The following is a 25,767-nucleotide window of genomic DNA, read 5'->3' as shown; positions in this document are numbered from 1 at the left end:
GGTTGAATTGATTCGTGATTAGAATTTTATATGATCAATTTAAGTTTTTTGCTGTTCGCCATTTTTAACTTGAAAGAGGCTCTTGTCTTATCAAGTTAGATTTGGTGTGGTTATATATGATTGAACTGAAGAAGATGTCTATTTTGTTGAAAGTAAGATTGTTGCTTTGACTTGTGGTTAAGTTTTACTTCTCACTAAAAACCAAAATGTCAAACTAAAAAAATGGAGGTAGCCATGAAGCGTCTCGTTTCAACTCTTGGCGTCATCATTATTGTTGTTAGCTTGGCATTTTTCTTAACAAGTTGTGCCGATAACCCGGTTGGGCTTTCAAGCGGGAAGCCAGGCATTCTTAACAAAGGGGAACAGATGAAGCTTTTGAAGTGGAACGATGCGTTTAAGCAAGAGCTCTTGGCGAAGAAGGGTTTTGCTGGGAAATGGGTTTTCCCAAATAAGGATGCTGTGGTCGGAGGGAAGAAGACATATAATAACTCTGTTTACATACCAGCTGGTGCAGTTAGTGAACCAACTTATGTTACGGTTGAGGTTCTTGACAGGGAATATGCCGTTGTTGAGTTCAATCCAAGTATGACATTTAATACAAGTGTTACGATTACGCTTTCATATGCTGAGGTTGATCTCGGTGATTTGTCGCCATATGATTTGAAACCGGTTTGGTATAACCCTGAAACCGGGGCTTGGGAATATGTTGATAGTCCTGTGACAGTTGATACGAAGAAGCAGACATTGAGCTTCCAGACGAATCATTTCTCAAGGTATGCTTGGTCTTGGTAAAGTTGAGGGAAAAACCTTGATAACAAGGAGGTAAAAAATATGAAGCGCGTTAAATCAAATTTTTACGATAAAGTTATAGCCGTCGCCCGCAGATACTGCGGGGACGACTTCCTTAAAAAATTTACCGAGATAGTAAAAGAGCGAGAAGAAAATCTCGCTCTTGATTTAAAGGAAGCGAAAGGAAAGTTTGAAGTTAGCTCTGAGGTGCAAGAGTCAATTATTGATGAGATTAAGTTTGACACATTGCTTAGTTTGTCTGGAGCAATGCTTGAGCAGTTTAAGTTCATTCAGATGTGCTTTGATATTGGTGATATATGTATGACTTATGGGGAGTTTGATAAAGCGGAGAGTTGTTTTCTGCTTGTTATAAAGAGGTCCAGCAAGGGTCGTGAATTTGATGAAGTTAGAGCCAAAGCATATGTTAAGCTTGGAGAGGTTAAGACGAAACAGAATGAGATAAACGATGCGATTTCATCATTAAGGCAAGGGTTAAAAATTTATAAGAAGCTTCGTAACCTTGACGGTGTTTCAATTTGTGAAAACGGGCTTGGGATTGCCTTCTTTGAAAGTGGACGCTATGATTACGGGTTGACTTATTTTAACCAGGCACTAAAGAAAGCAGAAAAAAGCAAGAACGAGGAATTGATCGCCGGTTTACATATCAACCTTGGTATAATTGAAAGTATGCGGGGTAATTGGGATAAGGCAATTTCCCATTTTCGTCAGGCATTACCACGGCTTGAGAAAAGAGGGGACGCCCTACGCCTTGCGCAGACGTATCATAATATTGGAGTGACGTTAATTCACAAAGGTGAGTATGACGCTGCGATAAAAGAGTTTGAGAGAAGTATTGAGATAGCCCAAAGGGTTGAAGATAGCTATATGTTAGCTTTGGCGTATCTTGGCAAAGCAGATGCATATGTTAGGATAAAAGATTTACCTCTTGCTACGGCTTACGCAACGATGGCTCTTGATACATTTTATAAAATTGGCGACAGGCAAAGTATCGCCGATGCGTACAGGATTTTGGGAATCGTTCAACTTGAACATGGAAACTTGCATCTTGCTGAGAGCTACTTCATGACCGCGATTGATTTAAATCTTGAGTTCAAGAACTGGCTTAACCTCGGTGAGACATATTATGAGTTAAGTCAGCTATATAAGAAACAATCTCAAATTGACAAGGCGCGCGAGTCGTTGTCGTCTTCGCTTAAGTACTTTAAGAAGATCAAAGTTAAATCTTACATAGCTCGGATACAGGCAGAGCTTGAGCAGTTGAAGTAAATTAATCAGCCCTGGCGGTTTCTTGACCGTCGGGGCATTTTAAAAACAAAAATCGTTTAATCAAATGCCATTTGATGGTGCTGACATATTTGAAGAGGTAAGGCGGAAAATCAGCGATGTCAAAAAGAAAATTGAAGAGCTTGAGGGGGAAAAACATAGAAATCTTGAGATAATATTTAACGTTGTCAAGGCGATTAACTCATCTTTAATACTTGAGGAGGTGTTAAAAATTGTCCTTGACAATTTGATATCGCTTTCAAAGGCAGATAAGGGTTGTCTTTTTCTTGTCAATGGGGGAGAAAGTTTAAGATGCGCGCTTGCAAGAAATTCGAAGGGTGAGACGATTGATGAAAATGAGATTTCCTATAGTAAAACGATCGTCAATGATGTTTATTTAAGTGGTGAGCCGATTGTAATTGAAGATGTTCTTAATTACAGTGAATTTAGCAAAAAAGAAAGCATCGTTGCTTTAAATTTAAAGACGATCATTTGTGTTCCGTTGAGCATTGACTCTGAAATCATAGGTGTCGTTTATGTTGATAGCAGTAGGGTCTCACAGATAAATAAAAATGAGATATTACAGCTTTTTGAGATTTTAGCTGGTCACGCTGCCATTGCCATACGAAATGCGAAACTATATGAAAAGCTGTCAAAAGCATACGCTGATTTGCAGTCGGCAAACGAAGCGATGATAAAAGCCGAAAGGATGGCAACAAGGGGAGCGCTTGCTTCGGAGATCGCACACGAGCTTTCAAATTACTTAACGATAATTTCAATTAATGCAAAGCTCATATCAAGGGAGTTAGCGAAATTTTCAATTGATGAGAAGCTTAATAACTCTGTCAATTCCCTTCTTTCTGGGATAAACAAGATGAAGTATTTCATTCGTGGTCTTTTGGATAGTGCAGAGATGAAGCCGAACAAGAAGTTGACGGACATAAATTCTGTCATTGTTGAAACGATACAATTCATTCAACCACTTTCAAGGTATTCAAATGTCAAATTCGTTGAAGAGCTTGACCCTGAATTACCTTTTGTTAATGTTGATCCATTCCAGCTTCAGCAACTTTTGATAAACCTTTACAAGAACGCAGCTGATGCTCGCAGTGATGCAACCATTATAACAAGGACATATTTTGACAGGGAATTCAATCAGGTTCAAATAAGGGTTGCTGATAATGGACCTGGGATACCCGCAGAGGTTAGAGAGAAACTTTTCAGTATAAATTTGACTACTAAACCAGAGGGACACGGTTATGGATTGATGATCTGCAAGAAGATAATTGAAAATCACAATGGGAAGATAGAGTTGATAAGTGAGGTTGGGATGGGGACTGAATTTATAATTTCAATTCCTGTTGAGTGAAAAATAGGGGATGAACAAAAATGGCGCTCGGGGACATTGGGGGCATTCATTGCCCCCAGTTTTATTTTATTTGGGTAAGATTGAAGTTTGAAATTTGATAAACTTTTGCATCTTTAACCCTTTCAATGAGGGAATAGTTGTGTGTTGCCATGATTATTGATGTCCCGCGAAGGTTAATTTTTTTTAGAAGCTCAATTATTTCAATTGATGTATCAGGATCAAGGTTTCCCGTTGGTTCATCTGCGAGGATTAGGAAGGGTTCATTGACGATGGCTCTTGCTATTGCAACCCTTTGTTGTTCACCGCCTGAGAGTTCTTCTGGCATGTTGTTCTTTTTGTGGCTTAATCCAACTTCCGCAAGAGCTGTCAAAACTTTTTTATTTACTTCCTTTTTCTTTGCCCCGGTAACATGCAAAGCAAGGGCGACATTTTCAAAAACATTTCTATCATCAAGTAATTTGAAATCTTGGAACACAATCCCAAGCCGTCTTCTCAGATACGGTATGTGTTTTCTTTTTATCTTTGACGAGTCAAATTTACCAACGATCACCTTTCCACGGTTTGGGAAAATGTCCATGTAAATTAACCTCAAAAGAGTGCTTTTCCCAGAGCCGGTTGGACCTGCTATAAAGACAAATTCCCCGTCGTTAACTGTAAAGTTCAAATTTTTGAAGACGAGATTATCGCCAAACCACACGGATACATTTTGAAACTCAACCATTTTAAAGTTCTATTTTCTTTAAGATGAAGTGAATTCTTTCTGACCATTCACTTCCTTCCGAAAAAGTGAAGTTGCTATATCGGGCAAGGACTTTAAAAAGCCCCGTCTTTTCCACTGCGTTTTCTATTTCTGAAATCTTATAAATTCTTTGAATATGTCTCTCAAAAAATTTTTCACCATCTCTTTCAATTTCAAATTCGTTTATATGAAGTTTTTTGTCCCTCAAAAAATAACTTCTTCTGACGAATTTATAATCATCACACTTGCCTTTGGTGTTCATCGCTATTGCGTTTTGTATTGAGTTGTATTCAGTTGATATATCAAAGATGAAGATCCCCCCATTTTGAAGCGACTCCCATACATTTGAAAGCAAGCGAAGGAGCTTTTCCTCTTCCGTGAGGTAGTTGATGCTGTCGTAAAGGCATATCACCAAGTCGTATTTTTTATCTGGTTTGAACTCTGCCATATCTGCGATGAAGAAGTTGACATTTTCGCTTTTAATCTTTTCTCTTGCCTTCTGTATCATTTTTTCTGAGATATCAAGCCCATCAACTTTGAAACCGAATTTTAATAGAAGAGATAGCATCGTTCCGGTTCCGCAGGCGAGTTCAAGTATATCTTTTGTTTTCGGGTGGAAATTTTTTATAAGTTTGAGTATGTATTTCGCCCATTTTTTATATGGGACATCTTTCATGATGCAGTCGTAAATTTCAGCTAAGACGGTGTAGGGTTGAGTTTGAATCATTTTATCAGGATTAGCTCTTTTTGGGGCGTGCTTAAGAATTCCGCGCCAGTTTCAGTTACAAGGACATCTTCTTCAATGCCAATTCTTAAATATCCATTTTTTTCTTTGCTATACAGATAAACCGATGGTTCAAGTGCGAAGACCTGATTTGGGAGAAGTCGGTAAAAGACTTTCTTTCCATATCTATCTTTCCAATTTGGACCAAGAATTGGACCAATCTCATGAGTTGAATATCCGATCACATGACCTGCTGCGTGTGGATATTCTTCGTATCCAGCTGAGATGATTATACTTCTTGAGGCGCTGTCAACTTCAAAACCAGTAGCGCCTGGTTTAATTTTTTCAAACCCAGCTTCTATTGCTTTGACATTTGTTTCCCACATCTTTTTGATAAAATCTGGGGGTTGAGTTTCGTCCTTGCGTAGGACATAGGCAGTTCTTTGAATGTCGCTGCAATAACCGCTCAAGTTTATTCCGAAGTCAATCGTTATGAGGTCTCCTCTCTGGATGATATAGTCGGTTGGTTCGGAGTGTCCTCGTGTGATGCCAGCGTTAACACTCGGGCAACTTTCAGCTTCCCAGGAGGGTCCCACGCCGTAGTCGCGCATCAATTTTTTTATATAATTTGCGACATCTTTTTCAGTCGTTTTCCCAGGTTTTATAACTTCAGGTGAAAGCGCCTTTGCGATTATCTCTTCCGTTATCTTTACAGCTTCTTTTATAATTTCAATCTCTTCTGGGAGAAGACGGCTTCTGTATGCGATGACTATGTTTTCGGATGATACGAATTTTGAAGCATATTTTTCACCGAGTGTGTTTTTCAAGTAATCAAGCATGCTCGCTGTCAATCCGTCAGCAAGGGGAGAATCTTGGGAGATATTTATGGCTATCTTCTTTGGTTTTTTCCCCTCAACTATATTTTTTAAGTGTTGAGCAAGACCTTCTTTTTTGTATGAGATTATTGTATCGTAGATGCCGGATTTTTGGAGTGGGTCAGTGTCATAGCTTGCGCAGATTGCAATTTTTTTCAATGCGGTATCTTCATTTATAAAAATTATGGCTGTTTTTGCAACCGCCTTATCGGCTGAGAAGTCCTTCGCAAGGGGGTCAACAGCGTATTCTCTTGTAAGGATGATCCACATGTCAATTTTTTCTTCCCTCATCGCTTGGAGGGCAAACTTATCAAGTTTAGTTTTTTTGATTTCAAAAAATTTTTCAGCGGACATTCTTTTTATCTTTCTCGGGGCAGGTGTTGGCGTCTCCCTAACACAGGAGCTTAGATTAAGAAGAAGCAAAAAAATTAAGGCAAATATGACAGGCATGTTCTCCTCCGTTTTTTGATTTAAATTAGCAAATGATATAAAATTAAGCAAAGATATGGCATCTTGTTGCGATTTGACATTTGAATTTGAAAGTTGAAAATTTTATCTTTAATTAGACATAAAAAAGTTGGAGTTTTGCTTATAGCTTAAAGGGCTACGCTGTTAAACCAAAAATTTGTCTGTTTGATGATGAGATGCGGAGTTTATGTTATTTTGATGCTTTTTTTATCTCTATTTATTGAAAATCTCTTTTCATCGGTTAACACAATCGGGGTATCCAAAGCAGATACAGTTGTGGTTGATTCCTCAGCCCAGGTTAAATTTTTAAATTCTTTTTTGAGCAAGCCATATGTTGAAGTAAGGCAATCAAAACAACATCCACTTCTTTTTGTCCCGTCAGGTTTATTGAAAAGGGAGGTGCAGATTGACTCAACAGGGAGGTTCGTTCGTATAAAGGAAAAAATTGCTGGAATTGAACGTCCAATTGAACTTGTTGTTCCTATTGAGAGATATATTCAGATCCGACTTGAAGAGAAGAGGAAAATTTCTTGGGTTGAGCTTGCACATAGATATGAGGGTCGGGAACGAAGAGATGACATTGAGCAGCTTTTTAGCAATATAACGAACATTCAAATTCCTGTCCCAGCAAATCCGATTTTAAGCATATTTGGACCACCTGTGATAAATCTTCGTATTTCTGGCGCTGTTGATATAACTGGGGCTTGGCGGAATGAGAAAACAGAACAGCTTATAATTTCACGACTTGGAAATGTTAGAAATGAGCCGGACTTTTCACAGCAGGTTCAAATAAATGTCGGTGGGACAATAGGGGATAAACTTAACATAACCGCTGATTGGAACACGCAAAGACAGTTTGATTTTGAAAATCAACTAAAAATTAAATACAAAGGATATGATGATGAGATAGTGCAAAGTGTTGAGGCGGGTAATGTTTCTCTTCAAACACCATCTTCACTTATAGGGAGCAGTCAGGCTTTATTCGGGATAAAAGCAAGCTTTCAAGTTGGACCCTTGAAATTGACAACGATAGCAAGTCAGAAGAAAGGGGAATCCCAGGAGCGTGTTTTAACTGGCGGGGCTCAGTCGCAGGAGATAAAGGTTTTTATGTATCAATATTCTCAAAGTCATTACTTTATTGACGAGAAATACATTCCGACATATGAGCCGTATTATCAAAACAGCCCACCTTTGAGGATAGCTCCGGGTTTGCAAGTTAAGGATATAGAGGTTTGGGTTTCCCAGCTTGAGAGACCGGAGCCGGGGCTTACGCGTTTTATCGTTGCTGATATAAACTTACCTCCAGCCGATACCAGGGCTTATTATGATAGTTTAAGGAGCAATGTTTTGCAGAGCGATCCAGGAAGGATTGAGGTTGGACTTTTTAGAAAGCTTGAGAGAGGCAAGGATTACACGATCAATCCTGATATAGGTGTTATATCGCTTAACATAAACTTACAAGATAATCAAGCTATAGCTGTTGCTTATCGTGTTGAAGGTCCAACACAGGTAGCTTCGGATGATACGGTTTATGGGGATTTTATAAATTCACTTGCTGATACATCTGCTACGCTTGTTTTGAAGCTTGTTAGACCGAGGTCTTTACAACCATCTTTTAAAAAGGCATGGGACCTTTTGATAAAAAGTATTTATCCGCTCGGTGGAGCAAGAAATATAAAGAAGGAGGGCTTTGATTTAAAAGTTTTATATCAAGCTAGCCCTGACCAAGAGCCCAGGGAGGAGATTGACGGCAAAAATCTTTTGCAAATTTTCGGTTTTGATAAATTTCATGAGGATGGTTCGCCTGGACCTGATAATAAATTTGATTTTTCTGAATTGACGATCAATCCATCAAGAGGTGAGTTAATTTTCCCGTTTCTTAAACCTTTCAGCAAGGAGACGCTAAAAAAGCTTTTACCAGACAAAGATGATGATTTCATAAGCTCAATTGCTTATGATGACATTTATGATACGAATCAAGTCGCAGCGAGAAATAACACAGCTAAGTCGTCAAAGTTTTTTATCTCGGCTAAATTGACAAGCGATGTCCAAGCCACGTATAATCTTGGTTTTAATGTTGCTGAGGGTAGCGTTCAGGTTTATCTTAACGATAGGCGTTTGGTTGAGGGTGTTGATTACAGGGTTGATTATATACTTGGGCAGTTAACAATTTTGAACCGTGATGCTTTGCTTCCGGGGTCAAATCTTAAGATAAGGTATGAGACGAATGATTTATTTTCGTTTGCTTCAAAGACGATTCTCGGTGCTCGCGGTGATATTGACCTTGCCGAGAACACGAGGTTTGGGTTTACGCTTATGAATTACGCCCAGCAAAGTTTGAGCGATAAAGTTCGCCTTGGTGAAGAGCCGATAAGCAATACAATGCTTGGTTTTGATTTTTCAACAAGGTTTAACTCAAGTAAAATTTCGGAGTTTTTTGACATCCTTCCCGGTTATCAGAGAAAGCAGGATGCTTCATTTTCACTTCGCGGCGAGTCAGCTTTTATGTTTTCTGACCCGAACACTAGAAAGAGCACGATTGCAGGTGATGGTGCTGAAAGCATAGTTTATATAGATGATTTTGAAGGATCAAAAAGGATTGTTCCTTTGAGCTTGATTTCAACACATTGGCATTTTGCGAGTGCTCCGGCTCATATGCCCTTGCTTGGTGAGATAAAACCTGGAACAATTTCAGATACTGTTAAGGTTCAAAGAAAGGGTTATCTTGCTTGGTTTAACATACCTCAATCGGTTCAAATTCAGGAGGTTTGGCCACAAAAAAGGGTAGCACAAGAGCAGCAGTTTATAACTCCGCTTGACATTCAGTTTTTCCCCGACAGACGCGGTCAATACAATTACACAACAAAATGGGATTCCATAAAAAACTTCCCAGCTCAAAATTGGGCTGGAATGATGAGGATTCTTCCGTATTTTTCAACTGACTTGACAACGGAAAATATAACTTACATTGAAATATGGTTTAAAATCGTTGGAAATCCAGGTCCAAATGCGAAGATGCTTATAAACCTTGGTCAGATTTCGGAAGATGTTATTCCGAACAGACGACTTGACACAGAAGATAGAAATGGAAACTATCGTCTTGATCCAGGTGAAGATGTTGGGCTTGATGGGATGAGTGATGAAGAGGAAAGGTTAAGATATCCATATCTTGGGGACGATCCGAGTCAGGACAACTTTGAGTTTGGAAATCTCTTGAAAAGGAACGGGACGGAAGGAAACAAAGACCTCTACCCGGACATTGATCAGGAGGATTTAAACAACAATCACATACTTGACCTTGTAGATAATTATTTTGAATACGAGATTCCGCTTGACACTTTGAATAACCCGTTCATCGCTGGTGGTGGCTCAAATGGGTGGTATCAGCTTAAAATCCCTCTTTCGGCATATACGAGAGTTGTTGGGAATCCGAGCTTTACTTTAATAGAGTTTGTTCGTGTTTGGTTTACTGGGTTTGAGCGTGAGGGTATGATAAGGATTGCTGATTTCAATCTCGTTGGGAATTATTGGGAAGAGCTTGTCAAGAATGACGATAAATTTAAAGTTACAGTTGTAAGCGTTGAGGACAATCCAAATTACACACCGCCACCTGGTGTGCAAAGACCTAGGGACAGGACAAGACCGGATCAACAGATAGAGGGGAACGAGCAATCTCTTGCTTTCATAATAAGGGGTCTTCCAGATGATACACTTCGCCTTGCGATGAGGAGATTTCCACAGAGGATTGATTTGTTCAATTACAAGGTTATGCGTCTTTTCGTTCACGGCGATAATAACTTTTACTTCCGCGACACAACTGATTATGCGGGTGAGATTTTTATTTGGATTGGGACTGATACATCAAATTATTATGAGTATCGCCAGCCGATCTGGCCTGATTGGGACATAAAGAACAACATTCAAATCGTTTTTGATCAATTAACAGCTCTGAAACAGACAAGGGATTCTGTAAATCAACCCGTTAAGAGAGTTCCTGTTCCTGATGGTCCACCTGGGGCGACATATTGGTTAAAAGGTAATCCATCGCTTACGAATGTGACTTTTATTGCAATTGGAGTTACTAATCCAAAAGGTAAGGGTCCGGAATTCCTTTCAGGTGATGTTTGGGTTAATGAATTGCGCCTTTTAAAAGCAAATGATGCAATAGGTTGGGCTTATAATTTATCTGCGCAATTGAGCGTTCCAGAACTTTTAAATCTTAACTTTGGATTGTCAAGGAAAAGTCCCGAATTTAGAGGTTTAACTGATAAATTTGTCAATTCTTCTGCTCGCGTTCTTGCGACAAATTGGGCTTTCTCTGCAAACTTAAACCTTGAGAAAGTATTTCCTTCCGTAATTGCTTCATCCGTTCGTATTCCCCTTTCTTATCAACGCAGTGAGAACATAGGGATTCCAAAGTATATACCCGGCAGGGATATACTCGCAACCGAGGCTGCAAATCGTTTGAAACAGAATGTTCTTGATAGTGGTGGAAGTTTAGATGAGGCAAATAGGAAAGCGGATAGTTTGCTTACGGTGATTCAACAGGTTATGGCTTCTGAGACATGGGCGGTGCCGAGTTTTAATTTCACAATCAATTCACAGAAATGGTATGTCAAAGATTTAATTAACAAGATAAATCTTGGCTTTAACTTCAATAGAGCGATGTCAAGGGATATAAACACAGAGATTAGCAAAAGGTGGGCTTTTAATTTTCAAACGAGCTATTCAACGGCGATACGACCGATCAGTTTGAAACCATTTAAATCAATTTTTGATGGTGTGCCGATACTTGAGGCGTATAAAGATTGGGAGATACAATTGACACCGTCTAATATATCTGGGATGATGAGGTTTGACAGGGGTCAAGAGAATAGAAAATTCAGAACGAAAGCAATGTTTGAACCGACAACAAGGTTGTTCAATGCACAGCGTGGTTTTTCTTTTGATTGGAGATTTTCAAACAACGGACTTTTGAATCCATCTCTTAGATATTCAGTTGACATAGGTAGTAATCTTGTTCATCTTGAGACGGATTCGCTTGGAAGACAGAGGACGACACGGGAAATTTTGGGCGATATTTTCTTTAAGGACGGTTTGATCAATTTTGGAAGGACGCAAAGTTTATCTCAGCAGATTAGCATTGGGACAAATCCGAAAGTACCGCCGATTTTGGGAATTAACAAGTATTTAAATTTGAATTTAAGCTATTCTTCGGCTTACAGATGGCAAAACAACTTTCAACAGGGTTCACTTGGTCGCGGGGCTGGTTATTCGGCGAATTTGAACGCTGGATTTTCAATTAGATTGAAGTCGCTTGCTGATTCTTGGTTTGGTGAAGAGAGCAAGACCTTGAGAAGGGGGCGTGGTGCCCAAGTTCAAAAGGACACAACTGAAAAATCGGGATCAACTTTTAAGTTGAAAGATTTATTAAGAATTTTGATCAAGACGCCTTTTCTTGATTATGACAATGTTCAGCTTAATTTCACTCAAACTAACACTGCTACGAACACCGGTCTTTATTCTGAAAGACCGGGGATGGGTAATTTGTTATCTTGGTTTCCTTTTGTTAGTGATAAAGTTGAATATGGACCTTCGCTTTTGTATCAGCTTGGTTTTGTGTCTGATCCAAACGGTAGTTTGAAGTTTTCACCGAAGAAAGGTTTTCCGTTTTTTGGTTTTGAACAAAGCCCTGGGTTAAGAGCTCCGAATGGAAACCTTGATAATATGTATTCCCAGACAAACAGGATTTCCATTACGACATCAAGACCATTGTGGCAAGGAGCTTATCTTGATTTGAGCTGGAACATAAATTGGAGCTATCAGAGAAATCAAAGGGTTGTGACGGATTCATCTGGGATTCCGAAGGTCACATCGTTTACAAGTTCTGCATCTTTGGGACGTTCATTTTTGATGATTCCACCAGTTTTTGTTTTCAGCATTTTCAAAGGCGGGATCGGTTCGGTTGCATCAAAATATGCTGAGTTTAAAATTGATCCGACGGATAAGAGAAGCGAGGATGAAAAGTTAGCGCAGGCGTTTGAGGAGGGATTTGAGACATTGCCGATTTTGAGTAAAATTTTTGGTGGATTTTTGCCCCGCTTAAATTGGAGATTTAGATGGGATGGGCTTGAGAGGTTTTCAATTTTCAAATCTTTCGCCACCAGGGTTTCGCTTGAGCATTCATATACTTCAAACTTTGAGAAAAGGTGGAGGAGTTTCATTGGACAGCCGATGACATTTGAATCAGAAAGGGCTGGGTATGAGTTCAATCCACTCGTCGGTTTGAACTTAACATTTAAGCCACTTTGGAATGGTAATTTAACAGGTGGATTTAGGTATATTACTTCAACTTATTATGACCTTAACTTTTCTGCGAAGGCAATAGTTGAGACATTCAGGCGTGAGATGTCGTTTAATTTTAGTTATTCAAAGCGTGGATTTAATTTGCCAATCTTTGGGCTATCGCTTAAAAACGATGTTGATATAACGCTCACGTATTCATCATCAAAGAATTCAAGGAAAACATATCAAGCAAGGAACTTAACAGAAGCGATTCCTCTTGATGGTATTTTAAGAACGATGATGGAATTTAGGTTCAGATATATGTTAAGCACAAGGGTCACAGGCTCGTTATTTTATCGTTTGACGAAGTCAAGGTCTGATTCAAGGAGTACTTTCGTTCCTGGTTCAACGATAAATGAGGTTGGGATTGACCTTCACATTTCAATCGGGGCATAGGGGTCTTGACAACTGTAAAAAATTTTTTTATATTTTGCTATGAACAGCGTTTTGCTCTTTTATATCTCAAATATAAAGCGGAGGCAAGTTATGGTGAAAAGGTTATTTTTTTCAGTTTTTTTAGTTTTGTTTGTTTTCGCCTTTGTTTTTGCGGGTGAGACGGGTAAAATAAGGGGGAAGGTTATTGATAAGGAAACGAAAGAGCCACTTCCGGGTGTAAATGTTGTGCTTGTTGGGACAGCTTTTGGGGCAGCGACGGATTTGAAAGGCGAGTATGTCATTGTAAATGTTCCTGTTGGGACATATGATGTAAGGGCATCATTTGTTGGTTATCGTGCGATGACAGTTAGGGGAGTGAGGGTTTTGCCTGATTTTACAACCGAGGTTAATTTTGAGCTTTCAAGCGAAGCGATTCAAGTTGAAGAGGTTGTCGTAACGGCTGAAAGAAAACTTATACAAAAGGATGCAACATCAACTGTTACGGCTGTGACTGCGCAAGAGATTCAGTCGATCCCTGTGAATTCATATCAGGAGGTTATGACGCTTGCTCCTGGTGTTGTTGTGGCAAATAACGGTGGGCTTGGCGGTGGTGACAATGGGATTCATGTCAGGGGTGGTAGAACAACAGAAGTAAGCTATGTCGTTGACGGTATAAGGGTTGATGATCTGCTCTATGGCGGTTCGGCTCTTGATGTATCTCGGCTTGGGATAGCTTCGGTTTCAATTTTATCTGGGACATTTAATGCTGAGTATGGACAGGCGCAATCAGCAGTTGTTAACATAGTCACGCAGGAGGGTGGTTCAAAGTTTACGGGTGGATTGAGAGTTGGAACGGATCAATTTGGGAAGCTTGGATGGAAGGATAACGATTGGGGGACTTTCAGAGGCGAGTTTTCTTTGAGCGGTCCGGTGATACCAGGAAATGATATCGCGACGTTTTTCATAAGTGGGGATAGGAGCTTTACAAGAACATATCTTAACAGATTCACTGGTCCAACTTATAAAACTCCAGGTGGGAGAGTTGTTCAGAACACATTTGAAAACCTCGGTTTCTTTGACAGTAGATTGAGAGGGAATGCGAAGCTCACATTTAAGTTTTTTGAGAACTTGAAACTTCGCTTCGGTTATGCTATAACCGACAGGAAGAACAAAGGTTACGACCATTATTTCAAATATCAGTATTTGATGAAGATGCGCGATCCAAATCTTCCGGAATTTCAAGCAACGAATTACAGGACGAGCACGCTTTACACGGCTCATCTGACGCATGCGTTAAGCGGGAATACATATTATGAAGTTAAGTTTTCCCAATTTAACACCAGGTATAAGTATTATGTTTATGAGGAGGAGTTGAAGGGTGACTTTTCAAGGATATTCAGTGCTGTTAGGGGTAACAATCTATTTGATTCAACTTCAAACTATGAATTTGGTGGTCCATACAGGGTCACGCTTTGGCTTAAAGATGCACTTAAAGTCGGTTTCCCACTTTACAGGGATTATGTCATCAATGGCGACACGATAAAGAAAGGAACATATCTAACACCGCAACTTATTGAACGCTTCAGACAAGCTGGATACACGCAAGTTGATTTAATGGCTATTTCAATGGATGATTATGTTCAGCAGTATTTTGTTTTGACAAATACATTTTCAGCAAGTTTTGCCAGTCAGGTTGATAGATACAATTTTGTTAAGTTCGGATTTGAATATAAGCAATATGATTTGAACGATTGGTGGATAAACGGTGTGAATAGCTATTGGGATCACCTTGATACTTTACAGCCAGAGGAAACGAGACATTATGAGACCGCTTATTATAGGTTTAGACCTGTTCAAGCAGCTGCTTACATTCAGGATAAAATTGAGATATCGGATCTTATCATAAATGTTGGTATTCGTTTTGATTATCTTAATCCGAAGGCACCGGATGTTTACAAGGTAATTGATTTGAAAGCAACGGATCCGAACGCTGATATATCAAATGTTGGGAACGTCAAACCGAAGTGGCATATAAGCCCACGAATTGGTTTTTCACATCCGATATCTGATAGAGCGAAAATTCACTTCGCATACGGTCAGTTTTATCAATATCCCGATATGTTCTTCCTTTACAGAAGATTCAACCAGAATAATCCAAATTATCCTTATCCAAACCTTGCGCAAGGATATGAACCGAGAATCGGGAATCCGAATTTGAAACCGGAGACGACGCACGCTTATGAAGTTGGTGCTGATGTGGTTTTAAGCGAGGACATCGTGATGAGTATAACTGCTTTTTATAAAGACACCTATGATTACATATCAACGAAGAGATTTTTCCGTGACCCGTATACATACACGCAGATAGTTAATCTTGACTATGCGAATTCAAGGGGGATTGAATTCGCTCTAAGGAAACGTTTAAGCAATCATTATGCTTTTCAAATCAACTATACTTATTCAAGATCTGAGGGTAATGCAGATAATTGGGCGACTCACTTCTGGGAGGCATACACTGCTTCTGTGACTGGATATGTACCGCCAAAGAGGACGACGACGCTTGCGTGGGACCAACCGCACACGCTTTCATTTATCTTCAATCTTATTTATGACACTTGGGGATTGAACTTCATCGGTAACTTTGGAAGCGGTTTGCCATATACTCCAACCGATGCCCGTGGAACATATCTTACGGGAGAGATCAATAGTGGAAGGATGCCTTGGACTGGGAATATAGATGTCAGAGCGTATAAGACATTCAAGCTTGGTTTTGTTAATGCAACGCTTTGGGCTGATGTGACGAACTTGTTGAACAAGAAGAATGTCTTGAATGTTTTTGATGATTCAGGTAGACCCGATTACAGCACAAATCCCGCTGTTTCACCTGAAAATCGTCATAGACCGCACTGGTATAGCGCTCCACGACATGTTGAAGTTGGGATAGAACTTAACTTTTAATCTCTTTTAAGTTTTTTACTCGTAACCCGCCATCTTTTAGATGGCGGGTGTTATGAATTTTTTTCACAAATAAAATTGGAGAAGAAAAATGAAAAAGGTTATCGCTTTTATTCTCACTTTAATTTTAGTTGGTCTATTTAATGGGGTAATTGCACAGGTTAAAGAAGATCCGAACTGGATGACAAAGGAAAAGTATTATAACACGGTTATTGCTCCTCAGCGTGGGTTAAAACCGCTTTCAAAGGAACTTGGTCCAGGTGATAGGAAAAGGTCGGTCCTTGATGTTGGAAATGTTTGGGCGAGGATTTCAAATGCTGCAACCCTTGGATATGATAGATGGGGACTTTGCTGGGAGTTTCCAGCAAGAAGTGGCATAACATACAGGTGGACAATGGCTCCTTTAGTTGGAGCGAAGAAGAAAAATCCAGATGGAAGTTATACTAAGTTTTTCGCAAGTGGAACAAGAGGTGCAGCAAGGTTTAGTGAAGAAGAATATCAACCTTTGCCTGGGTTTGATGCTGGTTATGTTGATGAGAAAAATAACATAGGGATTGCATTTAGTGATAAACCACAATCCTGGCCACAGAGGTGGCCATCTTTGAATGATTTACCAGAACACGCAAGAAAGATAACATATAATCAGCCAAGAGTTGGTTCAACTGGTTTCCCGGGCGTCTTGGATGGTGAAGTCGTTGCCAAGAGAGAAGCTTATTTCGTCGTGACTGATAATGACCCTGAGGCTGGAAACAAACCAAAGCCAATGGATGTGCGTCTTGATATCTGGGGGCTTCAATGGGATGACTTTCTCAATCAGGACTTCATAATTTTTAGATTCATTGTCACAAACATTGGAACGGATACATTATATGATGTTTATGTTGGGATTCACGATGACCCTGATTGTCCTGAGCAAGGTTCATATGAATGGACGGATGATTTTGCTGCTTTTATTCCAGTTGGAACAGATGTTGAAGGATATTCACCAAGTGAGGACTCACTGCTTTGGAACTTCACATATCTTTGGGATGGGGATGATAAGGTTGAAGGTTTGATAGCTTCAAATGTTGGATGGGTTGGTTTGAAATTTCTTGAGACGCCGATAAATCCTCAAACAGGTGAGCCAATGGGTATAACGACATTCCAAGTTTTCCCTTACAGCGAAGCTCCACAGACGGAAACAGCTGAATATGATCAGCTTGCAGGTGGGATTATGGCGCCACATAATGTTAATCCGCATCCAGATGATTGGACACAGACACCAAATTCTTTTGGACCTGATATAACTTATGTCGTCGGTTCTGGACCATTTACACTTCCGCCTGGAGGTCAGCTTGCTTTCACATTTGCTTCTATTCATGCAAGGAATAAGCGTGACCTGTTTAAAAAGGCAATGCTTTGCCAGTTGCTTTATAACAATAGCTATCGCGCAGCTGAGGCACCGCCAGAGCCATCCGTCAGAGCTGTTGCTGGTGATAGAATGGTTATACTTTATTGGGATGATCGCTCTGAAAGAGGAATTTATTACAAGCCAGATGGAACGATTGATCATATAAATGATAGATTGACGGGTAACAACGCATTTGAGGGATACAAAATTTATAAGAGCACGGATAGAGGGCAAACATGGGGTGAAGCGATAATTGATGCATTTGGTCAATTCCAGGGTTGGATTCCTATTGCGATATACGATTTGAAAAATGGAATCCAAGGTGAATCAGAAACGAGAAGGCACTTTAATTTAGGAAGCGATGCGGGTATAAGGCATTACTTTATTGATAGAAATGTCAACAATGGGTATGAATACTGGTATGCCGTTGTTGCTTATGACCACGATGATGGACCCATACCACCACTTGAAAATGCAATTAGAAGCTATCCGAAAGAGGGAACGAATACAGTTGCAGTGATTCCAGGCAAACCCGCCTCAGGTGTAACTGTCGGTAGCGCTGATAAAGAAGCTACTCACATCAGAGGGAATAGCGATGTGAAAATTCCGATAACGGTTTTAGATCCGAGAGTCACAACTGGTAAAAAGTATAGCTTAACCTTTAAGCAAGGAAGCACCCCATTTAGTTTGCTTATGGATTTGAAAGATCAAGATGGGAATTATGTCGTTACGATAAGTAGGGATACTATCAAGAACTATCCGTATTTCTACGATCCAGCGATTGATAATGCTTTGATTTTTGATGGTCTTTATATTCCAGTTCAAGACCTTCCGCCTGATGTAAACTGGGATGCTGTTGTTGATGGTGACAGTGTTCATATTTACGATGCTTGGACTATTGATTTAACTTTTGAAGGTTTTAACGCTGGTGCAACCATTGATTCGCTTTCAAGGGAGGCACTTTCTTCAGACTATGAGATAAGAATTGTAAATAACCCTGTAACATATCCGAAAGTTGGTTCAGCTTTGAATCCACTCGGAACGACAATGACTGCGCCATTTGAGATATGGAACATAACAACGAATACAAAAGTCAATGCCGCAATTCGTGATCGCGGTGCCTCTGGATTTAACTGGGATGATTATGACAGAATTTTCATAATAAATAAACCATATCCAGAGAGCAATCCTGGTGAATTTAATGCCACATCGCTTGCTGATATACCTTATAGAGTGAGAATCTATTCTGAAGCGGCTTCTGTTCCAGCTGGTGATAAAATTAGAATTGTGACGAATAAAATTTTGACAAAGGATGATGTTTATGAGTTCAACACTGTGAAACAGACGACAACGAGTATGACCGCTTCTGATCTTGAGAATATAAGGGTTGTTCCGAATCCTTATGTTGTGAGCTCACCTTACGAGGTAGGAAAGTATGGCGTTCAAAAGGAAGTTCAATTCCATCATTTACCGCCGAAAGCGATAATAAGAATTTACAATGTCGCAGGTGACCTTGTCAGGGTTATAAATCACGAGGGTGGCTCAATAGCTCGCTGGAACTTGCAATCTTACAACGAGCAAGAGGTAGCGTTTGGAGTTTATATCTATCACATTGAGGGATTTGACGAGACAGGAAGGAAGATAGGGGAGGTTATTGGGAAGTTTGCTCTTATAAAGTAGAAGTTTTGCTCGGGTGTTTTGCCCGGGCTTTTGAAATTTGATTTTCAAAATAAAAATTTCGGAGGAAAAATGAGGTTTAAGATAATTTTCACATTGTTTATCTTGATTGTCTTACCGGGAATGGTTTTTGCACAATTTGATAATGTTGGAACTTCAGCTGCTGCATTCCTTAAAATTCCGGTTGACCCACGCGGTTCTGCACTTGCAAGCGCTGTTGTAGCTAATGCAAACGACCCATCGGCAATGTATTGGAATCCAGCTGGTCTTTCCCAGATGAAAAGAACTGAGGTAATGTTTGCAAACACTGATTGGATCGCTGACTTGAATGTCGCATTTCTCGGAGTCGGTGTTCCACTCGGAAACTTTGGGGCTATTGGTGTTGGTATAACTTATCTTTCAATGGGAGATATGCCAATCACGACATGGCTTGATACAGAGGGAGCGAGTGGTCAAACATTTTCTGCATATGATGCTTGCTTTGCGGTTGGCTATGCAAGACGTTTAACCGATAAGTTTTCAATTGGCTTGAGCGTGAAGTATATAACTGAAACAATTTCACATTCAACAGCGAGTGCTTTCGCCCTTGACATAGGAACTTTATACGACACTGGATTTCGTGGTCTTAAAATCGGAATGTCGTTTACAAACTTTGGAACGAAATTACGACTTGAGGGAAGAGACCTTATAGTTAAAGTTGATCCATATCCAACAGCTGGGTCAAATCCAACCGATGTCATAGCTAATTTAAAGGCAGAGGAATGGTCATTGCCATTGACATTTCAGATGGGCGCAACATTTAACTTGATTGAAAGTGAAAGCTTTAGATTTACAGTGAACGCTGATTATAGAGATGAAAGGGATTACAGAGCGCTTGGTCTTGTTGGAGGTGAGTTTGCATTTAGAGAGATGTTCTTTGTCCGGGTTGGTGGGATGAAAAGATATGCAGTTGATGAAACGCACGGGAAGTTCACTCTTAACGCTGGCGCAGGTGTAAGGGTTAACATACCTGGTTCAAATATCGCCTTGAAGTTTGATTACTCGTATTCAGACCTTTATAGATTAAAACAAGCCCACAGGATTTCCCTTGGGGTCGTGTTGTAAATTGTTTGCCTTTAAAACGGCTCAGCCAGTGTGGCTGAGCCTTCTTTTTATCCTTGAAAACTTTCCGTTATTTCCTTCCGTCATAAAAATAAAAAATCCCAAAAAACAATGAAAAAACTCGCCGCTTTTTTGCTTTTCTTTGTTTTGAATTTGTCCTTTGGGGATGACTTTAAATTTTGGAAAGATGGAGTTTACAATCCCAAAATACCAACGCCTAAGCAAATACTTGGCTATGAAATTGGCGATTTTATCACTGAGCATTATGAAATGGAGCGTTACATTGACACACTTGCGAAATCATCGGATAGGATAAAAATTATCAGATACGGACAATCATACGAAAGAAGAAATATGTATCTTCTTGTGATAAGTTCGCCAGAAAACCTTGCCCGACTTGATGAGATAAGAGCAAACATAGAGAGGTTGACCGACCCAAGAGTTACAAATGAAACACAAGCTAAAAAAATAGCCGAGACGACACCGTTAATTGTCTGGTTAAATTATTCAAACGATGGGGATGAAACAGCAGCTTTTGAAGCTGGGATACAAGTCGCATATCAGCTTTGTGCTGGTGAGGACGAAGTGACGAAGAAAATTTTGAAAGATGCTGTTGTAATAATAAACATTCCGCATAATCCCGACAGCCATCAAAAAGCTGTATCCTGGTTCAAGGCGACCTTCGTCGGTAAATATGGTAATCCCGACCCTTATGCTTCAGAGCATCGCGGTGATTGGCGTATGAAGACAAATTACAATCATTATTTGATCGATTTAAACCGTGATGCTTTTGCTTGTTCACAAATTGAAACGCAAAAGGTTGTTGAGCAATTCCATTATTGGAACCCGCAGGTCTTCGCTGATCACCACGGTGAGACGAAAAATATGTTTTTCGTCCCTTATGCTCCGCCTGTGAATCAAAATCTTCCACCGACGACAAAAAAATGGGCAAAGGTAATCGGGCTTAACATCGCTCGTGGCTTTGATGATTACGGTTGGAGCTATTACACAGGTGAAGTGTTTGACCTTCATTATCCAGGTTATTGGGATTCTTATCCGGCTCTTAACGGCGCCATAGGTATGACATTTGAAACGGATGCCGGAGGAAGAAAGGGATTTCAATATGAAAGGGAAGATGAAACCATAATAACTTTCAAAGAAGGTATTCATCATCATTTCATAGCATCAATGAAAACGCTTGAGGCGTCTGTAAATCACAGGGTAGATATACTTTTTGATTTTTATAAGTTTAGACAAACTGCGCTTGAGGAGGCGAAAAAAGAGCAGTATAAACAATTTGTCATCGTCCCAGATAAAGATAGAGAAAAAACCGCAAGGTTTGTGGAGTTGTGCCTTAAGCATAAAATTGAGGTTTATGAAGCTAAAGAAAGCTTTACAAGTTCATCAGCCAAGAGTTACTTTGATAAGAGCACCAGAAAAATGACCTTTCCAAAAGGCTCATTTATAATTCCGATGTATCAACCCCAGAAGCGACTCATTAAAACACTTTTTGAGCCCGACCCGCAAATGGAAGAAGAATTTCTAAAACAAGCAAGGTTTGCTTATGAATATAACAAAAAGCTTGGGAAAAATGTCCGAAGGTTACCGCTTGGGTTTTATGATGTCACAGCTTGGGCTTTGCCTTTGGCTTGGGGTGTTGAATGTTATATGACAGAGGATGAAGCGAAAGTTAAAGTTGAGAAGGTTAATCAAAAACCAAATTTCAGCTTTCAGATTCCAAATGATATTCCAAAATATGCTTACGCCTTCAAATATGATACAGACGCATCCGCAAAGCTTCTATCTAAACTTTTATCAAATGATTTTAAAGTTGCTGTTGCTTCAAGATTTTTCTATTCTGAAGATGGAACTTACTTCCCCAGAGGAACAGTTATAGTTCGCGTTGAAAGAAATAAACATATTCAGGATTTTCATCAAAAGATAAAGCAACTCGCAAAAGAAGCGAATGTTGATTTATATTCAATCAATTCTGCCTACACTGAAAAAGGTATTGACCTTGGTTCAAATTGGGTGATTGAAATAAAGAAACCAAAAATCGCGGTCTTAACTGAAGAACCCGTTAGTCAGAGTTCGTATGGCGCCATTTGGTTTTTGCTTGAACAAATGTATGAATATAATTTCACGCCGATAAGATGGGACTACTTCCAAAGCGTTGATCTTTACAGATATAATGTTTTGATCATACCAGATGCAAATGCAAATCAATTGAAAAATTTACTCGGTGAAGGTGGGGTGAGGAAAATAAAGGAATGGGTTTCAAATGGTGGTGTCCTTGTGACATTGAAAAACGCTTCCGTTTTCCCAACCTTAAAAGGAGTTGAACTTACAAGTGCCAAACTTCTCGGTGAGGGTTCATCGGATGAAGATGAATACGAAGAGGAGAAACCACAAGTTCAAAAGGATACTTTGAAGGAAAAAGAGAAAAAGCCAAAAGAAAGGATTGAATTTACGCCAGGAGCAATTTTTAGAGTTAAACTTGATACAATTCATTATCTCTCTTTTGGTTACGATGACGAAATCGCTGTCCTCGTTTATTCTGCTTTGATTTTTGAAAAATCAAAAGATGGAGCAAATCCAGGTGTGTTTGCTGATAAGGATGTACGCATAAGTGGCTTTGTTTGGGAAGATATGGAGAAAAAATTCCCTGGGAAAGCATACCTGATTGAAGAGCCAAGCGGACGTGGAAAGGTTATAATGTTTGCGGATGACCCGAACTTCAGATTGTTCTGGTTGGGGTTGAATCGCCTGTTTTTAAATTCAATTCTACTTTCACCGAGCTTTTGAAAAATTTTTATCTTTGTTTTATATTTAAAACTGGGTGGGGTTTCCCCGCCCCCAAAATTAATTTTTGAGCGAGGGATGGAATGTCACGTAGATAAATTTTTTAACTAAAATAAAAACTCGTTTTAATCTCATGCCTTTGTTCGGGGAAAATAAAGGGGCTTTGAAAAAACAGTCAAATTCAAAGCGGGGGATTTTTTATGCGATTAAAAATTACACTTTCAGCTCAACATTTCCCTGTATCAGTTCCTGTAAATTACAATCATCTCCTCTATGCGGAAATAAGAGGAAAAATAAAAAAACATAGTGATATCTTTGCGCAAGATAAAAATTTGAGACGACTTGGGATTTTAAAGGATAAGTTCAAGGTTTACACATTCTCATTTCTTCGCTTCAAAAATTTTATAATAACCGATGATGCCAAAATTAAGTTAAATCATCCGGATGATTTCAATTTTTTTATTTCCTCTCCGATTGACTCTTTCATTGAAGCCATGGCAGTTGCTTTTTTACGAGATGGAGACCTTAAAGTTGGCGATATTAAATTTGTTGTTAAATCAATCACTAAGATTGAATTACCGAAATTTAACTCCGAGATGAAACTTCGCCTTCTCTCACCTATAGCCGTCCTCAGAGGGAAATCACCGGGACAATTATTTTTGACGCCAGACGAACCGAGCTATTTTGAGAGGATAAAGGAAGACCTGCTCTCAAAGTTTAACTTCCTTTATGGTGAGAAAATAGAAGCGATGGATTTTGAGATGAAGTTTGATGAGGAGTATATAAAATCAAAGGGTGGGAAATTTTCAAAGCTTATAAAGTTTGGAAGGACAAATATAAAATGTTTTCTTGCTCCTTTTGTAATTAAAACCGATCCAAGGTTAATAGAGGTTGGTTATGAGTGGGGATTTGGGCATAAAAATCATCTTGGCTTTGGGATGGCTGTAGCTGAAGAAATCAATATTTCTCCCGCAAAGTGAGAAGAGGAGGGAGAAATTAACTCACTCCCAACCCTAACCCTTCGGAATCACACAAAGATTACTTTAATCGTAATATGGCTCAATTTCTTTGCTCAAATACTTAATTACCATCGCAACTATCCCAATGTCATCAAGAAATCCAACTATCGGTGAAATGTCAGGGATTGAATCAAGGGGAAGGATAAAATAGATTAACGCAAATATAACAATTGCTTTTTTTATGAGTGGAACTTGGGGGTCTTTCATATATTTATACAGGGCTATCAAATCACGCTTGAAGCCAACTTTTCCTTTAACACTTGCAAGCTTTGACCAAAAATTTTTCTCAACATATTCAATTTCTTTTTCGCTTATCTTTCCGTTTATATGAATTGATGCATCTGATCCGATTATTTCGTTGAAATTTTCACTCATAGTGGTAAAAGAATTTATTTAACTTGCTATTGTCATCTCTTCAACTAGAAAAGTTGGTGAAGCGATATTTCCGTAAAAGATCAGATCATTACCGATGATTGAAATTTTTGTCAACATGTTTGACAGATTATCAGCGATTGTAATTTTATCAACTGCGAATGCGATTTCACCGTTTTTGATCCAAAGACCGCTTGCTCCCTTTGAGATGTTCCCCGACACGATGTCAACACCAAATCCAATTAATTTAGTCACAAGTAATCCCTCTTTGACTTGCTTTATTATTTCTTCGGGGTCTTTATTGCTAGGCTTCAGGTAAAAATTCAAAGGTGAAGGTGAAGGTATCGTGTTATATCTTCTGTGAGCGTTACCTGTTGGTATTTGACCGAATTTTTTGGCGGTGATTGAATCAAGGAGAAATGTCTTTAAAACGCCATTTTCAATTATAAATTTTTCTTTAGTTTCAATACCTTCGTCATCAAATGGTTTTGACCCTATTTTTCCGTCAAGGCATCCATCATCAATTATGGTTATATTTTCCCCCGCGACCTTTTCACCAATTTTATCCGAGAGAAAACTCATTTTTCTAAAACTATTTTTCCCGTTAGTTGCAGTTGCAATATATGAAATTATCACTGGAGCGGTTGTTGGATCAAATATAACGGGATATTTCCCAGTTTTAATTTTCCTCGGGTTGAGGAGTTTAATAGCTCTGTCGCTTGACTTTATAGCAACATTTTCTGGTAGCTCTAAATCATCAATAAATCGCCCGACTGAATTATAAAAACCGGTTTGACTATCTGAATTTTCAGTCGCAATCGTTGCACAGTAAATTTCAAAAATTGTTCCTTCATATTGACCTACAAATCCGTTAGAGTTTGCTATTGTTCGTCTTTGAATTAAACTTCCAAATCCGGTTGATTCAACTTTTATCCTGCGATCGTATGATTTTGCCTTTCTTTCAATTTCTTTAGCTATGTTTATTCTCTGTTCAACGTTTATTGAGTAAATTGATGGGTCAAAAATTTTTATTTCCCTGCTTTTTGGAGCATAATTTTCGGACAGGGTGTTTTCTGGCTCAGGGGTTGAGTTTTTGGCGAGTAAAATTGCTTCATCAATTATTTTTTCAAGTGCGAATTGTGAGAAGTCAGTTGTATATGCGAAGCCAATTTTTCTATCTTTAAACACCCTTATACCAAGTCCCTTTGTGACAGCATTTTTTAACGATTCTATTTCTTCGTCTTTTACTGTTACAGAGAATTCCTCATCCATTGAAATAAAGACATCACATTCATCGGCGCCGTTTTTGGTTGCTTTTGAAATTATTGACTTGGCAAGCTCTATCAAATCCATCTCATTTTGCCTTCTTCTTTTTTGTAAATTTAAAACATTTCAATAAAACTTTGAAATTTTTGACCAAAGCGTTAAATTTTAGAAAAATTCAGAAAAACAAATTTTGCGGGCAATGGCGAAAAAGAACGCT

At 39.2% G+C, this 25,767-nt stretch carries 14 protein-coding genes; 9 read left to right on the top strand and 5 right to left on the bottom strand.

Annotated features, from left to right (window positions below; genetic code table 11):
* Nucleotides 1–234 precede the first annotated feature (234 nt).
* The 3 genes from FKZ43_RS08455 (at nucleotide 235) to FKZ43_RS08445 (ending at nucleotide 3,442) form a co-directional block, all read left to right on the top strand.
* Entirely contained in the window at nucleotides 235–792 is a 558-nt protein-coding gene (locus tag FKZ43_RS08455) for a hypothetical protein (RefSeq protein ID WP_140945452.1), read from the top strand.
* 39 nt (nucleotides 793–831) lie between these two features.
* The gene (locus FKZ43_RS08450; RefSeq protein WP_140945451.1) at nucleotides 832–2,076 is read left to right on the top strand and encodes a tetratricopeptide repeat protein; all 1,245 of its coding nucleotides are present in this window, start codon (nucleotides 832–834) and stop codon (nucleotides 2,074–2,076) included.
* Nucleotides 2,077–2,140: 64 nt separating this feature from the next.
* Entirely contained in the window at nucleotides 2,141–3,442 is a 1,302-nt protein-coding gene (locus FKZ43_RS08445) for a GAF domain-containing sensor histidine kinase (RefSeq protein ID WP_140945450.1), read from the top strand.
* Between the two features lie 61 nt (nucleotides 3,443–3,503).
* Here FKZ43_RS08445 and ftsE read toward each other — a convergent pair whose 3' ends face one another.
* The 3 genes from ftsE to FKZ43_RS08430 are packed head-to-tail and all read right to left on the bottom strand — an operon-like array spanning nucleotide 3,504 to nucleotide 6,230.
* Nucleotides 3,504–4,163: a cell division ATP-binding protein FtsE gene (ftsE, locus tag FKZ43_RS08440; protein WP_140945449.1), complete on the bottom strand. Its 660-nt coding sequence runs from the start codon at nucleotides 4,161–4,163 to the stop codon at nucleotides 3,504–3,506.
* A 1-nt stretch (nucleotide 4,164) separates the two neighbouring features.
* Nucleotides 4,165–4,908 carry a class I SAM-dependent DNA methyltransferase gene (locus tag FKZ43_RS08435; protein ID WP_140945448.1) on the bottom strand — a complete coding sequence of 248 codons (744 nt, stop codon included), beginning with the start codon at nucleotides 4,906–4,908 and terminating at the stop codon, nucleotides 4,165–4,167.
* Nucleotides 4,905–6,230 (bottom strand): M24 family metallopeptidase, encoded by a 1,326-nt coding sequence (locus FKZ43_RS08430; RefSeq protein WP_140945447.1) that lies wholly within the window; start codon nucleotides 6,228–6,230, stop codon nucleotides 4,905–4,907. Before FKZ43_RS08430 ends, FKZ43_RS08435 begins: the two co-directional genes overlap by 4 nt.
* Before the next feature lie 189 nt (nucleotides 6,231–6,419).
* Here FKZ43_RS08430 and sov point away from each other — a divergent pair, with 189 nt between their 5' ends.
* The 6 genes from sov to cas6 all read left to right on the top strand — a co-directional run bounded on the left by sov (nucleotide 6,420) and on the right by cas6 (nucleotide 23,873).
* Nucleotides 6,420–12,989 (top strand): T9SS outer membrane translocon Sov/SprA, encoded by a 6,570-nt coding sequence (gene sov / locus FKZ43_RS08425; RefSeq protein WP_219916514.1) that lies wholly within the window; start codon nucleotides 6,420–6,422, stop codon nucleotides 12,987–12,989.
* Nucleotides 12,990–13,079: 90 nt separating this feature from the next.
* A complete protein-coding gene (locus FKZ43_RS08420; RefSeq protein ID WP_181180312.1) occupies nucleotides 13,080–15,926 on the top strand; it encodes a TonB-dependent receptor in 2,847 nt (948 codons plus the stop codon).
* An 88-nt stretch (nucleotides 15,927–16,014) separates the two neighbouring features.
* Nucleotides 16,015–18,993, top strand: a complete 2,979-nt coding sequence (locus tag FKZ43_RS08415) for a hypothetical protein (RefSeq protein WP_140945444.1) — start codon at nucleotides 16,015–16,017, stop codon at nucleotides 18,991–18,993.
* Between the two features lie 69 nt (nucleotides 18,994–19,062).
* A complete protein-coding gene (locus FKZ43_RS08410; RefSeq protein WP_140945443.1) occupies nucleotides 19,063–20,094 on the top strand; it encodes a PorV/PorQ family protein in 1,032 nt (343 codons plus the stop codon).
* Between the two features lie 108 nt (nucleotides 20,095–20,202).
* Complete coding sequence (locus FKZ43_RS08405) at nucleotides 20,203–22,896, top strand: M14 family zinc carboxypeptidase (RefSeq protein WP_140945442.1); 2,694 nt, start codon at nucleotides 20,203–20,205, stop codon at nucleotides 22,894–22,896.
* Between the two features lie 197 nt (nucleotides 22,897–23,093).
* Complete coding sequence (gene cas6, locus FKZ43_RS08400; protein WP_140945441.1) at nucleotides 23,094–23,873, top strand: CRISPR-associated endoribonuclease Cas6; 780 nt, start codon at nucleotides 23,094–23,096, stop codon at nucleotides 23,871–23,873.
* Between the two features lie 63 nt (nucleotides 23,874–23,936).
* Here cas6 and FKZ43_RS08395 read toward each other — a convergent pair whose 3' ends face one another.
* Nucleotides 23,937–24,287 (bottom strand): YkvA family protein, encoded by a 351-nt coding sequence (locus FKZ43_RS08395; protein ID WP_140945440.1) that lies wholly within the window; start codon nucleotides 24,285–24,287, stop codon nucleotides 23,937–23,939.
* 18 nt (nucleotides 24,288–24,305) lie between these two features.
* A complete protein-coding gene (locus FKZ43_RS08390) occupies nucleotides 24,306–25,637 on the bottom strand; it encodes a TldD/PmbA family protein (RefSeq protein ID WP_140945439.1) in 1,332 nt (443 codons plus the stop codon).
* Nucleotides 25,638–25,767: the final 130 nt, after the last annotated feature.

The sequence above is a fragment of the Candidatus Thermokryptus mobilis genome (genome assembly GCF_900070205.1).
Lineage (GTDB): Bacteria > Bacteroidota > Ignavibacteria > Kryptoniales > Kryptoniaceae > Kryptonium > Kryptonium mobile.
This window is presented reverse-complemented; position numbering and strand designations above follow the sequence as displayed.